This is a genomic window from Kribbella speibonae, assembly GCF_004331375.1.
GTDB lineage: Bacteria > Actinomycetota > Actinomycetes > Propionibacteriales > Kribbellaceae > Kribbella > Kribbella sindirgiensis.
Window position 1 is genome coordinate 298,615 of sequence record NZ_SJKC01000001.1, and the last position, 15,890, is coordinate 314,504.

Below are 15,890 nucleotides of genomic sequence, written 5' to 3' on the forward strand. Positions count from 1 at the left end.
GTACAGGCCGCTTCCAAGCATTTCGGCTCAGGTGTGCGCGATCGGGTCGCGGTGTGTAGACCGGTTGTCACGAGCCCGTGGTTCAACTTCCGGGAGCCGACTGTTAACCGGTAAGTAACTCACCGACCGTGTCGGCGACGGCTACGGTCCGCACGCTGTCACCATGAGCCAGGTCTTCGGAGCAGACGGGCACCCGGCGTACTTCATCACGCGCAGGGACCAGCTCGGGACACCGCTCTCGTTGAGCGGCGTACTGCCGGAGAGCAAGGCGATCCTCTTCCAGGGCGCGCCCGGTATGGGCAAGACCACCGAACTCAACCGGGTCGAAGATCTGGCCGAGGTCCACGGCTGGACCACGATCCGGGTGACCGCGTCCGAGAACATTCCGCTCGAGCACCACCTGACCACCGCGTTCCGGCAGAAGCTCGACGACCTGCGGGACAGGTTCGGCAAGCGCCAGGTCCGCGACCTCAGCAAGACGGTTCGCGACCTGACCGCGAGCGGTCGCAACACCCGGTGGGGGTGGGAGGCGCGGCTCGGCGGCGGCCCCGTACCGGTCGAGTTCGTCGGCAAGCACGAGAAGGACACCACCGCGCACGACAAGCTCGGCACCACGCTGAACGACTTCGCCGACCAGCTCGGCCGGATCGCCGGCCACGAGCGCGAGCCGATCCTGCTGCTGATCGACAAGATCGACGCGGCGTCGGAGCTCGACCAGGCGGGCGTGAACGACCTCGCGATCCATCTCGAGGAAATGGATCGCCCCGTCTGGCTGGTGATCGCCGGCGGCACGAAGTCGACGAGTTCGCTGATGCACGCGTCCCGCCGGATGTCCGGTATCGCGACCACGATCACCAACCAGTTCAGTGTCCGCGATCTCGAGCCGCTGTCCGACGCGGACCTGGCCGCGTCGCTGACCGAGCCGCTCGACGACGCGGAGATCCCGTACGAGTACGCCGGTATCGAGACGCTGGTCCGCGCCGCGAACGGCAACCCGAGCCAGTTGCGGAAGTTCGCGCTGGCCGCTGTGGCGATGCGGGACCCGGAGCGCGGGATCACGGCGGCGGCTGCCGAAGCGGCGACCGTCAAGGTCTGGACGGACTCGGAACACAGCTACCAGAGCAGGTGGAACCAGCCGGAGACCACGCACGCCCAGAAGGATCTCCTCGCCAAGGTCGCGGCGCAGGGAACGAACGGCCTGTACATGCCGGCCGAGACCCGTCCGGAGCTGTCGGACCAGTGGCAGCAGGTCGACAAGGCGCGCCAGGAACTGGTCGCCCGCGGAATGCTCCGGGAGCACGACGGCCAACTCGTGACGATCCCCGACAAGGGGTTCCGGGACTGGCTCAACCAGCACCTCGACCAGACACCGGCAGCGGCCCAGGGACCGGAAGTCGGCCGTCCGGCCGCCACCCTGGCGCCGGTCCACCTGGCCGGGGACCGGGCCGCGGTCAACAAGGTGTTCGGCACGTCCGATCAGCTCGTCGAGCCGATCGACCGCAAGGACAAACACGGCCGGGCGATCTCGCTGGACCAGCGACTCCCGATCGGGACCACGGTGCTGTTCACCGGACCTCCCGGCATCGGCACCAGCCAGGAGCTCAACCGGACCAAGGCGCTGGCCGACCGGGAAGGCTGGATCACGATCCGGTTCAGCGCCTCCCGCCGCGAGTCGGTGGAGGCCAGGATCATTCGCGCCGTCCAGGACGAGATGGACACCTTCAAGCGGCGGTACCCGGCCGGCCAGGTCAAGGAACTGAAAGAGATCCTGAACCGGATGGCGGTCCGGACCAAGAACTCGATGAACACCGCGCAGATCCGGGCCGGCCTCGCGCCCGGACCGAAGATCGGCGTCCACAAGGCCTGGGAAGGCGTCACGAAGGACTCGGTCGGCCGCACCTTGAGCGAGCTCGGCGAGCAGCTCGGCAAGATGGCCGGGCCACGGCGCGAGCCGATCGTGCTGATGGTCGACAACCTCGACGCCGCGTCGCGCGACGACCTGGTCGCCCTGACCGGGCTGTCGGCCACCCTGCACGAGAACCGGAAGCCGGCGTTCCTGATCGCCGCGGGCGGCAACCAGATGGAGTCCCGGCTGCTGTCGGCGTCAGGTGGCCGCTCCGGAACCGAGACCGAACTGAAGCTCGACGTCCGCGAGCTGGAGCCGCTGAACGCGGACGAGATGCAGAAGGCACTCGTCCGGCCACTGGCCAAGTCCGGGATCCAATGCGATCCGGGTGCTCTGGACAAACTGGCGGCGGACGCACAAGGTCACCCGAGCAGGTTGCGGACACTGGCCGGCGCGGCCCTCGAGCTCGTTCAGCCCGGCGAGAACACCATCACCACCGAGATCGCCACGACCGCGGCCTCCCGGCTGAACACGCGGTCCCAGGCGCTGTACGCCGCTGCCTGGACCAACTGCTCGAACCACGAGATGGCGTTGCTCGCGAAGACCGCGGCGCACGGTTCCCACGGGGTGCCCATCCCGTCCCGGACCGCGGGCCCGGATCGCTGGGACCTCGACGACGCGTCCATGGCGCTGATCTCCCGCGGCCTGCTGACCCGGACCGACTTCCGGATCCACGTCACCGACCCAGGCTTCCAGGACTGGGTCCAGACCCGGCTCGGCACCGCCACCGCACTCTCCGGCATCGCCGCACCGGTCAGGCCCCAGGCGCAGCTCACGACCACCGGAGGGCGGACCGGAGAACACCGGCCCGCCCTCGGCACCAAACACGACGTGCAGCAGAACCGCTGACCCTTACGGCCAGATCGACGCGATCCACTCCGGGTGGTCGATGAACGGGTTCCGGTTGTGCTGGAACTGGCTGTAGATGACCTCGTTGCGGTTCTTCTCGAACGCGTCCGGCGGATCGGCCGCGGCCCAGGCCTTCAGCACCGTGAGCTTGCCGATGTACGGCGCGGTGCCGTTGCCGACCGAGTTGTTCAGCTCGAGGTTCGCGAACCCGTCGTCGCCCTCGTAGCGCACGGCCATGTAGAAGATCATCCGGGCCACGTCACCGCGAACCGCTGCCCGGGGCGCGAACGAGTCCGAGTCCGCCGTACAGCCGGAGCACTGGGCGACCGCCGTACCGCCGTTGTCGAAGTCGAGGTTGCCGCGGGCCGAGTTCACCGTCACGTCCTCGGGGCGGAGGTGGTGGATGTCGGTACCCGGGCCGGTCGCGGTGCCGAAGTCGCCGTGCGACTTGGCCCAGACGTGCTCGCGGTTCCAGTCGTCGGCGTCGCCGCCGTTGAGGGTCTTGCTGATCGAGCGGCCGGAGTAGATCTCGATGACGTTGCTGCTGTTGCTCGGGTCCTGGTCGGTGACCTTCAGCGCGTCCCAGACCTGGTCGTAGCTGAGCTTGGTCTGGCTCGAGATGATCGTGTGCAGCGCGGACTTCAGCGCCGCGCCGGTCTTGCCCTCGGCGCCGGCGTAGTAGTCACCCGGATCCGGCCCCGGGTCCGTCCCGCCACCGCCGGTGAAGGCGGTCGCGTTCTTCAGGCCGGGATGCGAGAAGTACGCCGTCAGCGTGCCGGTGACGGTGATCTGCTTGCCGAGCAGGCTCGGGTTGCTCTGCAGTCCGTACGACGCGCGGAACGCGGTCGGGATCTGCACGTAGAGCATCGACGACGTACTGGTCTGGGACGCCGAGTCGGCGAGCGCCAGCGCGTAGTCGTTCGGGAAGTTGCTGCGGACAACCGTGGTGGTCGCGGTCGGCTGGCCGACGACGTACCCGGTGACCGAAGCGGTCGAACCGTCTTGGCGGCCGATCGCCGTGGCGACCGTGATCGAGGTGGCGGCGCTGGACGGCGTGATACCGAAACCGAGCAGGGCCAGTACGGCGGTGACGAGCAGCGCCGGACGCAAGAGTCGGGACACGGCTACTCCCAGGGGCGGTTGGGGACCGGACGCACGTCAGTCTGCCCCGCTTGCCGGGCCACCTAACAAACTGCAGGTGAAGAGTTGAACCGGTGGGGCGATGAACGAGTGAGTGCCGTTCACCACCCCACCTGGGTGAATGGGCCCCCATCAAGCCGAGACGCACAGCCGCAGCCTGCTCTGCCCACGCACCAGCGAGGCGCTACTGGCGGGCAGCACCTCACCGTCGAGGTCGGCGTGGTGCGGACGCCGTTTACGGACCGTACTCATTCCAGCACGCGTTGTCCATGCCTCGCGGGCGCCATCTCACTCCCCAGACCGGTAGCATCCAGCGAGTGACCTTGCGGCTCTTCAACTCGCTCGGACGCCGCGTGGAGGACTTCACGCCGGCCACGGACGGCATCGTGCGGCTGTACAGCTGTGGGCCGACGGTCTACAGCTACGCGCACATCGGCAACCTGCGCGCGTACACGTTCGCGGACACCTTGCGGCGGGCCCTGCTCTGGAAGGGTCTGCGGGTCGAGCACGTCATCAACATCACCGACGTCGGCCACGCGGTCGCGGAGGCCGAGCTCGGCGAGGACAAGCTCGAGGTCGCGGCGGCCCGGGAACGCCGGTCGGTCGAGGAGATCGCGGCGATGTACACCGAGGCGTTCTTCACGGACCTGACCTCGCTGAACATCCTGCCCGCCCACCACTATCCGCGCGCCACGCAGTACGTCGAGCAGATGATCGCGTTCGCCGAACGCCTGGTCGAGCGCGGCTTCACGTACGAGATCGAGTCCGGGCTGTACTTCGACACGTCGAAGGACCCCACGTACGGACAGCTCGGGCTGATCGACGTGAGCGGTCAGCTCGAGGGCGCCCGCGTCGAGGAGGTCCCCGGCCGGCGGGCCAAGACCGACTTCGCGCTGTGGCGGGCGGAGGCGCCGGGGCAGTTGCGGGCGATGCGGTGGGACTCGCCGTGGGGCTGGGGAGCGCCGGGCTGGCATCTGGAGTGCTCGGTGATGAGCATGCTGCTGCTCGGTGAGCACTTCGACATCCACACCGGTGGCGTGGACCACCGGCAACTGCACCACGTCAACGAGATCGCGCAGAGCGAGGCGTACCTCGGTGACGGGCAGCCGTGGGTGAAGTTCTGGCTGCACAACGAGTTCCTGCAGCTCGGGTCGGCGAAGATCTCGAAGTCTTCGGGTCACATCTTGACCGTCAGCGATCTGGCGAAGCAGGGCTTCCATCCGCTCGCGTACCGGCTCTTCCTGCTCGGCGGTCATTACCGTGCTCAGCTCGAGTTCACCCTCGCCGGACTCGACAGCGCCCAGTCCACGCTGCGCCGGCTGGTCCGCCGTACGTCGGCACTCGGCGAACTCCCGCTGGTGACCACCGCGGACGAGGCCCGCGCGGCGGCCGGTAACGATGCCGCGGCCGTCGCGGTGATCGCTCAGATCGACGACGCGATCAGCTCGGACCTGAACACGCCGCGCGTGCTCGCGTTGCTGCAGGACTCGCTGCGGGATCAGACGCTGTCCGAAGCGGGTCAGCGAGCGGTTGTCGCCGCGTGTGCCGCCGTACTCGGGCTGCCATTCGGCACCGACCTCGAGCAGACCGGCGACCAGTCGAACGTCGACGAGGCCGCCGTCGAGCAGTTGGTCGCGGACCGCGAGGCGGCTCGGGTCGCGCGCGACTGGGCCCGCGCCGACGCGCTCCGTGCGGAGCTGACCGAGCTGGGCGTTCAGGTCACGGACACCACCGACGGCCCGACCTGGACCAGAGTCTGATCACACCGGGACTGCGACCGTGTCCGACCGCTGCGCGCGCTTGAGGCCGTAGAGGAGCAGGCCGATCGAGATCGCTCCGACGACGGCGTACGTGATGCGGCCGCCGATGCCGTCCCAGGTGGAGTGCAGAGCGACGGCCAGCGCGTACATGCCGAGGAAGCCGGCGAACCGCTTGCCCGTCGGCTCGAGTACGAACCGCCACAGACCCCAGCAGGTCAGGCCGGTCCAGGCAGCGTGACCGGCCGGGGAGAGAAGTCCGCGGATGAACAGGGTCTGCTCGGCCGCGCCGACGTTCCCGTTGGACTGCAGCAGCGCGACGAACGCGTAGCCCATCGTCTCCAGGACGGCGAACCCGGTACCGACCGCGACCCCGATGACGATCCCGCGCCCGATCGACGTCCGGTACCGGTGCCCGAAGAACACCACGAGGATCGCCGGTACGACGAGCTTGGCCGCCTCCTCGATCAGCCCCACCCCGACCATCGGCAGCGTCCCGAGCCGCCGCATCGCGTCGTACTCGAGCAGACCCGCGACGACGACCCCGACCACCCCGCCGAACAGCAGGCAACCGCCCAGCGTCGGCCCGTCGATCAGCCAGCGCCCGGACCGCCCGGCGGCGAACGTCACGAAGGTCAGCGGGACGACGAGCGCGCCGAGCAGGATCATCGTCGGGAACAGGTTCGGGTTCCCGGTGTCGGTCAGCACCGCCAGGACGGCGAGGTACAGCCCGCCGCCGATCACGAAGGTCCCGAGCCATCCCCACCTGCGTACCGCCTTCGCGCTCATGTCTCAGATGGTGCCGGGCCTGGCGTGGTTGCGCCATGTCGCAGGGACGGCAGTGATGGACAGGGCGGATTCCTGTGACCTGATTGCAAACTCGGTCGGAAGAAGAGGTGTGCCTGCCCCAAACCTCTCGAAGGAGAATGCCGCCTATGTCCTCCCCCCGACGTGCCGTCGCGCTCACCACAGCGGCGGTACTTGCTCTCGGCGCGGCGACGGTGATCCCGTCCGCCGCCGCCCCTCCCACCGGATCCACCACGATCAAGGCGTCCTCGGTCACGCTGATCACCGGTGACGTCGTCGAACTGACCGACGCCGGCGCCGGCAAGAAGGCCGCCACGGTCCGCCCGGCGGCCGGCCGCGAAGGCGTCTCGTTCCACACGATCGAGGCCGACGGCGGACTCCGCGTCCTGCCGAGCGACGCCGTACCGTTCGTCGCGAGCGGGGTCCTGGACGTGGACCTGTTCGACGTCGACGAACTGATCGCCGACGGGTACGGCGAGGCCGCGAGCCTCCCGCTGATCGTCAAGGACACCCCCGGCGCCCGGTCCGCGCAGAACCTCGCCGGTACGACGACGACGCGACAGCTGCCGTCGATCGGCGGTCGCGCCCTCACCGCAGCGAAGGACGAACTGCCGGAGCTGTGGAAATCGCTGAACCCGGGCGCCGGCGCGCGCTCGCTGAACAGTGGCGTGACGAAGATCTGGCTGGACGGCAAGGTCCGTCCGGTGCTCGACAAGAGCGTCCCGCAGATCGGCGCGCCGGACGCCTGGAAGGCCGGGTACGAGGGCTCCGGCGTGCAGGTCGCCGTACTGGACACTGGCGTCGACGCGACGCACCCGGATCTGGACGGAAAGGTCAAGGAGAGCCAGGACTTCTCCGGCAGCCCGACCGGCACCGAGGACCACTTCGGCCACGGCACGCATGTCGCGGCGACCATCGCCGGGACCGGCGCGGGCGCCGGTGGCACCCGGAAGGGCGTCGCACCGAAGGCGGACCTGCTGGTCGGCAAGGTGCTCGGCGACGACGGGTACGGCTACGACTCCTGGATCATCGCCGGGATGGAGTGGGCCGCGTCCGAGGGGGCGAAGGTCGTGAACATGAGCCTCGGCGGCGAGGCTACCGACGGCACTGACCCGCTCAGCCAGGCGGTCAACGACATCACCGCGCAGACCGGCACCCTGTTCGTGGTTGCGGCCGGCAACGAGGGCCAGGACGAGACCGTCGGTACGCCAGGCGCCGCGGCGTCCGCACTGACGGTCGGCGCCGTGGACCGCGAGGACAAGCTCGCCGACTTCTCCAGTCGCGGACCGCGGCTCGGTGACGCGGGCCTGAAGCCGGAGATCACCGCCCCCGGCGTCGGCATCATCGCCGCCCGCGCGACCGGCACCGTCATGGGCGACCCGGTGGACGAGCTCTACACCGCCGCCTCCGGTACGTCGATGGCGACGCCCCACGTCGCCGGCGCGGCGGCCCTGCTGGCGCAGCAGCACCCGGACTGGAAGGCCGACCAGCTGAAGAACGCGCTGGTCAGCACCGCGAAGACCCAGGCCCAGCAGACCGTTTATCAGCAAGGTGCGGGCCGGGTCGACCTCACCCGCGCCGTCGCGCAGAAGGTGACCGCCAGCGGCGTCGCGGACTTCGGCGTCCAGACCGCGGAGGCGGGCACCCGGACCATCACCTACCGGAACGACTCCGGCAGCCCGGTCACGCTGAACCTGTCCGTCCAGGTGACGAACCTCGACGACAAGCAGCCGGAGACCGACGGCTTCGGCCTGCCGGCGACCGTGACGGTCCCGGCCAACGGCACCGCAGACGTACCGCTGACACTGGACCCGGCCAAGCTCGGCCGCGGCCAGTACAGCGGCTGGATCGTTGCCACCGGCCCCGACGGTGTCGTCACCCACACCGCGGTCGGCGCGCTCCGGGCCGGCCCGAAGCACAAGGTCACGCTGCGTGCGGTCGGGCTGGACGGTCAGCCCACCGGCGTCCCGGTGATCTCGCTGTTCGGCGACAACTCGCGCTCCGACGTACTGGCGTGGATCCCGAACGGTGCGACGTACACCGCCGAGGTCGAGGAGGGCACCTATCTCCTGCACTCGCTGGTGGAGAACAACGATCCGCAGAACGAGCAGGTCAGCCTGTTCACCGACCCGAACATCGTGGTGAGCAAGGACAGCGAGATCGTCATCGACGCGCGGAAGGCGGTCCCGATCAAGATCGAGACACCGAAGCCGTCGGAGCAACAGGCGGTGCTGAGCTACTACGTGCACCGGGAGTACGGCAACGGACGGTCGATCAGCCACGGCGTCATGCACTTCAGCACGGTCCAGCAGGTCAACGTGACCCCGACCAAGCCGGTCAAGGACGGCAGCTTCGAGTTCTCGTCCCGCTGGCAGCTGGTCGCACCGCTGGTGCAGGCGTCGATCCCCGGTGTGTCCGGTCCGCTCGACATCAACCTGCTGCACCGGTCCCCGTCGTACGAAGGCAAGAAGCGCTTCCGGCTCGTGACCTCGCTGGAGGACGCGAAGGGCGCCCTGGTGGTGCTCGACTCCGATGACGAGGACGAGCAGATCAAGGCGGCCGCGGCAGCCGGCGCGGCGGCGGTCATCCTGGTCCGGCCGGCCGACTGGGGTGCGTGGACGGTCTGGCGACCGGTCGGTGACCGGGAGCCGATCCCCGCGATGGTGACCACGTTCAAGGACGGTCAGAAGCTCGTCGACCGGGTACGGCGCGGCAAGGCGACGATCGACCTCACGCTCACCACGTCCAGCCCGTACCTGTACGACGTACAGCAGGTCTCGACCGGGTTCATCCCGGCGCAGATCGTCTACAAGGTGACGGGGGCGAACAGCGCCCGCATCACCACGCGGTACGCCGACAACGGCGGGTTCAACTGGGCCAAGGAGCAGCGGTTCGGGTGGCGTCCGTGGCAGGAGTACTCGTGGAACGACTCCCAGCGGTTCGTCGAGACGCCGAAGGTCCGGGAGGAGTGGGTGACGTCGGGCGACTCGCTCTGGCAGCACCGGGTCTCCCACCTGTACACGTGGGACACCATGAACCCGCTGGGCAGCGGTATGACGTCCGTACCGCGTAGCTACCGGAACGGTTCGTCGGACGAGACCTGGTTCGGTCCGGTCGTACGGCCCGCGGCTGCGCCCGGCATCCAGTCCACGCGCACCGGTGACCGGCTCTCGCTCCGCATCCCGTCGTTCGTGGACGCGGGCGGGCACTACACGATCGGTGAGGCCACGAAGGACTCGGCGACGCTGTCCCGCAACGGTCAGGTCGTGGCCGAGCTTCCGGACGCGTGGGAGGACGTGATCACCTCCAGCGACAACGCGACGTACAAGCTCGACCTGTCCACCGAGCGCATCGACAAGGAAGGCGAGTGGAACTGGGGGACGCGTACTGAGACCTCCTGGGAGTTCCGCTCGGCCAAGCAGGCGGACGACAAGGCAACGCCGCTCGCCCTGCAGCAGGTCGCCTACACGGTCCCGGTCGACCTGACCGGCCGGGTGAGCGCCCGCACGCACGTGGTCGGCTTCGAGTCACCCCGTGCGTCCTCCCTGCAGGCGTGGGCATCCTTCGACGAGGGCAAGACCTGGAAGCGCCTCGTGGTCATCGGTGCCCTCGGCCACTACCTGGCCGTCGTCCCGAACGCCCACGACACGGTCTCCCTGAAGGTCGCAGCCAAAGCCCCGAACGGCTCAAAGATCACCCAAACAGTGATCCGCGCCTACGGCATCAAGTAGATCGCTTACGTCCGAAGAACTGGGGGTCCGGGCCCTCAGTTCTTCGGACGTAACGGGTTAGAGCCACTCGCGTTTCGCGGCTTGGAAGGCTAGGCCTGTGCGGGTGTCTACTCCGGCTAGGGCCATCAGGCGGTCTAGGCGGCGTTGGACGGTTCGGCGGCTGATGCCTAGTTGGTTGGCGATGGACTTGTCCGGTACGCCGCCTACTAGCAGGGAGAGCAGGAGCCGCTCGGAGTCGTCAAGACCCTCGGACTCCTCCGGCTCATCGGATTGCAGGCGTACTGGCGTCGCCAGTTCCCAGTAGCTCTCGAAGAGCGCCAGCAGCGCGTCCAGGAGCTGGCCGCGGCTGATGATCGCAGCCGACGGCTCACCGATGCTCTGCTCGTCGTCACGGACCAGCGGGCAGATAGCCGTCGACCGGTCCACGATCGCGATCCGGACCGGCAGCGTCGGCACCACCCGCGCTTCCTCGCCCCAGCTGACGCCTTCGGCGATCGAGTCCAGCTCACCGGGTGTCTCGATCAGGGCGCGCTCGTAGATGGCGCGGTACCGGACGCCGCGGGACAAGGCGCCGTACTCCTCGGTGTTCTCGGCGCCCTGCATCGCCAGCGGGTTCGCGCGGCAGAACCAGAGGATCTCCTCGCGGGCCGCGTTCTGCAGGTCGCGCAGGCGTTCGCGGAGCGTGGCCGCGCCGACGATCACCTCGACCAGGTGGTGCGCGTCCCGCCGGCTCACACTGGCCCGGAACTCCTCGCTGAGCGCGCTCACCGTCTTGCGGGCGGCCTCGAGCGACTCCTGGCGGCGCAGCAGCGTCGTACCGAAGGCGACGTCCGGCGGCAACGGCCGGAACACCGGATCGTCGGCCGGCTGCGCCGTGACGAGGCCCTTGGCCTGCAACCGCTGCAGCACTTCGTCGGCCTCCGGCTGCGGCAGTTCGGCCACCTCGGCGAGCTCGCCTGCCCGCGCGGCGGACAGGCCGACCAGCAGCCGGTAGGTCTGCTCCTCGCGCGCGTCGAGCAACGAGCCTTCCTGCATCCACCCCACCTCCGGGAACCACCTAACCAGGCTTCTCGATCGGGAAGCGAGCACTTTCCCATTGGCACAACTGAGCCATGTCTGGTCTGTGTCATCACAGACTCGCTGAGACTCCGTCACTTTCCGGTCAGAAGCCCGCGGAACTCGCCAGCCGCCCAGTACCACCGCCCTGGAGAAGAGACGCAATGATGAGCTTGACCGACTACGCCGGCATCGCCGGCCTGATCGCCGCGGCCGCCGTCGCGATCTGGATGCTCCGCAACCACCGCACCGTGGCCCCGACGGCCAGACATCGCGGCGCGCCTACCCTGCGACTACCGCGACCGACCCATCCGGAGCGCGCTTCTTCGCGTAGTAGTAGGTAAGCCCGCCGTAGGCGTACATCGACAACCCGAGTGCGGCCATCAGCACGATCACGACCCATTGCCACGGGCCGTCCTGGTAGAGGGCCAGGAACCATGACTTGGTGTCGTGATTGCCGGTGAGCTTGAAGATCGCCGGTACGACGGCCTGCGGGAACAACGGGATCGCCCCGAACCCGAGGCAGAACCCGGCCAACGTACGCCGCCACTTGGGGAGCGCATCGAACCCCGCGGTCTTCTTGGCCTGCTCCGCGGGCGATCGCCCATGCCTGAGCAAGGTGAGGAGCTCAGGACCCCGTGCGTCGAGACGACGGGCCGCCATGCGACCGAAGTACCACCACGCGAGCACGCCGGACAGTACGCCGACCGGCACGCCCCACCAGCCTGTGTAGAGCGCCAGGATCAGTGCCGGGGCACAGGTCGCCGCGACCAGCACGAGCATCACGTAGACGATGCCCATGGTCTCGCCCTCGTTCTCACCCGAGTTGAGCGGGTTCCCGGACCGCTTGTGCGCATCAGTCGTCGGTACGGCGGCGTACACCGAGCAGGCGACCACCAGACCCGCTGCACCACCGAGCAGCGCGGGCAGCACGCTCAGCACCAGTGGCCAGGCCCTGGTGTCGCCGGACCACCAGGTGAGCAGCAGGGTGATCAGCAGCGTCGATGGACCGAAGACCAGCAGGAACGCGCGCTGGCGCGCCCGCACGTCCGCACGGCTTGAGCCCGGTGTCATCAGGGTTGTCCAGAACGCCGTACCGTCCGCGCCATACAGGTTCGCGGTCATCGAGCCCGCCATCACCACAGCGGCCGGACCCGCCCAGGGCAGCATCGACTTCATCCCGATCGCCAACGGCATCAGGCAGAAGAACAACCCGTAGGCGACGGCGAACACAGCGCGGTGGCCGTACAGCAGGTCGCGTGTCCACGACCGGAGCTCCTTGGCTCCCGCAGCACCCGCCCCGCTCCTCGCAGACAGTTGCCTCCTCACCGTCCCACCGGTCCGACTGCCAGTGGTGCGCCGTACCAGCAAGGCACTCCAGGCCAGGAGCATCACTGCGGCGAGCACCACAAGCCCTGCCAACGCAGCAAGGACTTCGAGCCACTCGCCGCGACCAGCGGCCTCCACCGCGACCAGACCCCACCCTGACGGGGCGATCCGCGCACCGGTCGCGAATGCGCCCTGTACGTCGGTGGACACGAACGCGACGATCAGCGCCCACCCCTGTGCGGTGAACGCCAGGATGAACGCGTTGACCAGCGCTGCGATCACCGCACCGGCCCGCACCTGCAGGAGTACGCCGTACACCGCTACAGCGAGCCGGGACGCCAGGAGGAAGCAGAGCAGCTGCAGCAACAGTGCAGGCACCGCAACAAGGGCAGCGGCGACGTCTCCGCTCACGACGACCAGGCTGAGCAACGCGATCAGGCTGATGACAGGTGCCACACCGGCCAGTGCAGCCACCAGCAGACCAGCTGAAAGCGTGCGCGGCGGTAGCGGCAGCATCGTGAAGTACTCAGGCTTCAGCGTCTCGTCGCCGCCACCCGCAAACAGCGGCCCGACCACCCAGCCCAGCATCCAGACCCCGAGTACGACGGCCAGTACGTCGTGATCGCCCCGCCCCGCGAGCCAGAGCGTGCCGCCCGCGAGCGCCAGCCCGACGAACCCGCCCGTGACGATCCACGACCGCCGGAACTGGTCGTCCAGCCCGTGCCGGAACGCGGCCAGCCGCATCCGGACCAGGGTGCGCGACGTCGCGTAGGTCAGTGCGAGAGCCACGTCAGCCCCTCGGCGCCACGGGTCGACGCACCGACCAGCGACACGAACGCGTCCTCCAGACTGCCGCCGGCCTGCACCTCCGCAACGGTGCCCGCGGCAACGACCTTCCCGTCCGCGACCACCGCGACCCGGTCACACAACTGCTCGACCAGCGCCATCACGTGGCTCGACATCACCACCGACCCGCCGCCCGCGATGAACCGGTGCAGGATGGTCCGGATGGTCGCCGCCGACACCGGATCGACGGCCTCGAACGGCTCGTCCAGTACAAGCAGCCGGGGCGCGTGCAGCAGCGCCACCGCGAGCCCGAGCTTCTTCCGCATACCGGTCGAGTAGCCGATCACCTGCTTGTCGTCCTCGTGGTCGAGCTCGAGCACCTCCAGCAGCTCGGCGGCCCGCCGCGCGACCTCGTCCTCGGGCAGCCCGCGCAACAGACCGAGGTACGTCAGCACCTCCCGCCCGGTGAGGCGCTCCGGCATCCCGAGGCCGTCCGGCAGCACCCCCACCAGCGCCTTGGCCCGCGTCGGGTCCCGCCAGACATCCACCCCGAAGATCCGCGCCGTACCCCCGTCCGGCCGCAACAGGCCGACCGCCATCGACAACGACGTCGTCTTCCCGGCCCCGTTCGGCCCCAGCACCCCGAAGAACGACCCGGCCGGCACCGTCAGGCTGAGATCGTCCACCGCCCGCTGCTCACCGAACACCTTGGTGAGCCCCACCAACTCCAGCGCTTCCTCCATGCGAGGAACCTTGCCATCGGGACCTGTCCGACCGCGTCACCCTGACGGTGGACCGCCCCCGTCAGCTGATCGGCTGAGCGGCCCCAGGTGCGGGTCGGGCCATTTTCTGCCCGGCAGGATCATCCGAAAGGACGAAAAGTTCCCGGGCAACGCAAAAGTCCCGGCCGATTCGACCGGGACTTCGTTGTGCGCGAGGGGGGAGTTGAACCCCCACGCCCTTTCGGGCACACGGACCTGAACCGTGCGCGTCTGCCTATTCCGCCACCCGCGCGCAGCCGCCTGATACATCTCTTGGCGACGAGAAGGAACAGTAGCACGGGTTCTGCCGGTGCTTCACATTGCGGGTTCGGTCGAACCTCCCGATACGATCGATCGTCGTACCCGGTGTGTCCGCCTGACCGGTGGACATCTGTTGGCGTACCGACCGTGGAGGAGGAGGCGTGCGACCGCTACAGCGCTTCGAGCGACGCCTGGAAGGCATTGTGAGCGGTGTCTTCGCGCGCGCTTTCAAGGGTGACGTCGAGCCGATCGAACTGGCCGCCGCTCTCAAGCGTGAGATCGACAACACCGCGCGGATCCTGTCCCGGGACCGCCGGCTGGTGCCGAACAGCTTCACGATCGAGCTGGGTCCGGACGACTTCGAGCGGCTGAACGCCTACGGCCGGACCCTGAACCACGAGCTCGCCAACGAGCTGCGGGACCACGCCGACATCCAGCGGTACACGTTCTCCGGGCCCATCGACATCGAGCTGGTCCAGCAGGATGATCTCCCGACCGGTAAGTTCCGGGTGGTCAGCGCCACGGTCGGGACGCCCCAGCGGCGCCCGTCCTACGAGCCCCAGCCCTACCAGCAGGAGCCCTACGTGCCGCCGAACGAGCCGGTCGTGCAGACCCCGCCGCCGCCACCGCAGCAGTTCCAGCAGCCCCCGCCGCCGCAGCAGCAGGCGCCGCGCCGCGGGCACCCGCAGGTGATGCTCGAGGTGAACGGCCGCCGGCGCCCGGTGAACCCGCCCGGCGTGGTGCTCGGCCGCGGCACCGATGCGGACATCCAGATCAACGACCCGGGCGTCTCCCGGCGGCACGCCGAGATCCGGCTGATGCCGGAGGGCCCGGGCGGTATCCGGGTCGTGATGGTCGACCTCGGCTCCACCAACGGCACGCTGGTGAACGGCCGCCGGACCACCGAGGCCGAGCTGGTGGACGGCTCGACGGTCCGGATCGGCAACACCACCATGACGCTGCGTCTCGCGGACGAGCCGATGGCCCAGCCGCCGAGCAGCGGGTGGTGACTGACCTTCCATGTCGGAACTGACCCTGACCCTGATCAAACTGGGGTTCCTGGCCCTGTTGTGGATGTTCGTCCTCGCGGTGCTGTCCGTGATCAGGTCCGACCTGTTCGGCGCGAAGGTGGACAGCCGGGCCGCGGCAGCCGCCGTCCCGCAGAACTCCCGTACGCCGAAAGCCGCGAAGCCGGTCAAGAAGCGCAAGGGCCTGCCCGCGTCGGTGACGATCGCGGACGGTCCGCAGGCCGGGGTCGGTGCGTCGCTCGGCGAAGAGCCGGTGATCATCGGCCGCGGGTCGGACTGCCAGATCCGGCTCGACGACGACTACTCCTCCACCCGGCACGCCCGGTTGTTCCTGTCCGAGGGCCAGTGGTGGGTCGAGGATCTCGGCTCCACCAACGGCACGTACCTGGACGGCCAGCGGGTCACCCGCCCGGTCCCGGCCGAGATCGGCGGTTCGATCCGGATCGGCCGGACGACGCTGAACATCGCGAAGTAGGCCT

10 protein-coding genes and 1 tRNA gene are annotated in these 15,890 nt (G+C 69.0%); 5 read left to right on the forward strand and 6 right to left on the reverse strand.

Annotation, left to right across the window (positions count from 1 at the left end):
* Positions 1-163: 163 nt before the first annotated feature.
* Entirely contained in the window at positions 164-2,755 is a 2,592-nt protein-coding gene (locus E0H92_RS01510; protein ID WP_131466955.1) for an AAA family ATPase, read from the forward strand.
* Between the two features lie 3 nt (positions 2,756-2,758).
* On the opposite strand, the gene E0H92_RS01515 is transcribed toward E0H92_RS01510, so the two are convergent.
* Positions 2,759-3,877, reverse strand: coding sequence for an endonuclease (locus E0H92_RS01515; RefSeq protein WP_238173265.1), 1,119 nt, complete (start codon positions 3,875-3,877; stop codon positions 2,759-2,761).
* Positions 3,878-4,212: 335 nt separating this feature from the next.
* Here E0H92_RS01515 and cysS point away from each other — a divergent pair, with 335 nt between their 5' ends.
* A complete protein-coding gene (cysS, locus tag E0H92_RS01520; protein WP_202873489.1) occupies positions 4,213-5,655 on the forward strand; it encodes a cysteine--tRNA ligase in 1,443 nt (480 codons plus the stop codon).
* On the opposite strand, the gene E0H92_RS01525 is transcribed toward cysS, so the two are convergent.
* The gene (locus tag E0H92_RS01525; RefSeq protein WP_131466957.1) at positions 5,656-6,441 is read right to left on the reverse strand and encodes a PrsW family intramembrane metalloprotease; all 786 of its coding nucleotides are present in this window, start codon (positions 6,439-6,441) and stop codon (positions 5,656-5,658) included.
* Positions 6,442-6,587: 146 nt separating this feature from the next.
* On the opposite strand from E0H92_RS01525, the gene E0H92_RS01530 reads away from it, so the two are divergent.
* Entirely contained in the window at positions 6,588-10,190 is a 3,603-nt protein-coding gene (locus E0H92_RS01530) for a S8 family serine peptidase (RefSeq protein ID WP_238173266.1), read from the forward strand.
* 57 nt (positions 10,191-10,247) lie between these two features.
* Here the strand turns inward: E0H92_RS01530 and E0H92_RS01535 are convergent, their stop codons facing one another.
* The 4 genes from E0H92_RS01535 to E0H92_RS01550 form a co-directional block, all read right to left on the reverse strand.
* The gene (locus tag E0H92_RS01535; protein WP_131466959.1) at positions 10,248-11,225 is read right to left on the reverse strand and encodes a helix-turn-helix domain-containing protein; all 978 of its coding nucleotides are present in this window, start codon (positions 11,223-11,225) and stop codon (positions 10,248-10,250) included.
* Positions 11,226-11,528: 303 nt separating this feature from the next.
* Complete coding sequence (locus E0H92_RS01540; protein ID WP_131495145.1) at positions 11,529-13,364, reverse strand: hypothetical protein; 1,836 nt, start codon at positions 13,362-13,364, stop codon at positions 11,529-11,531.
* Positions 13,349-14,104: an ABC transporter ATP-binding protein gene (locus E0H92_RS01545; RefSeq protein WP_131466961.1), complete on the reverse strand. Its 756-nt coding sequence runs from the start codon at positions 14,102-14,104 to the stop codon at positions 13,349-13,351. The genes E0H92_RS01540 and E0H92_RS01545 overlap by 16 nt, the downstream gene beginning before the upstream one ends.
* 187 nt (positions 14,105-14,291) lie before the next feature.
* Positions 14,292-14,375: transfer RNA gene (locus E0H92_RS01550), tRNA-Leu, on the reverse strand.
* A gap of 169 nt (positions 14,376-14,544) precedes the next feature.
* On the opposite strand from E0H92_RS01550, the gene E0H92_RS01555 reads away from it, so the two are divergent.
* Positions 14,545-15,393, forward strand: coding sequence for an FhaA domain-containing protein (locus tag E0H92_RS01555; RefSeq protein ID WP_131466962.1), 849 nt, complete (start codon positions 14,545-14,547; stop codon positions 15,391-15,393).
* 10 nt (positions 15,394-15,403) lie between these two features.
* Positions 15,404-15,886: an FHA domain-containing protein FhaB/FipA gene (locus E0H92_RS01560; RefSeq protein WP_131466963.1), complete on the forward strand. Its 483-nt coding sequence runs from the start codon at positions 15,404-15,406 to the stop codon at positions 15,884-15,886.
* The last annotated feature ends 4 nt before the right edge of the window (positions 15,887-15,890 follow it).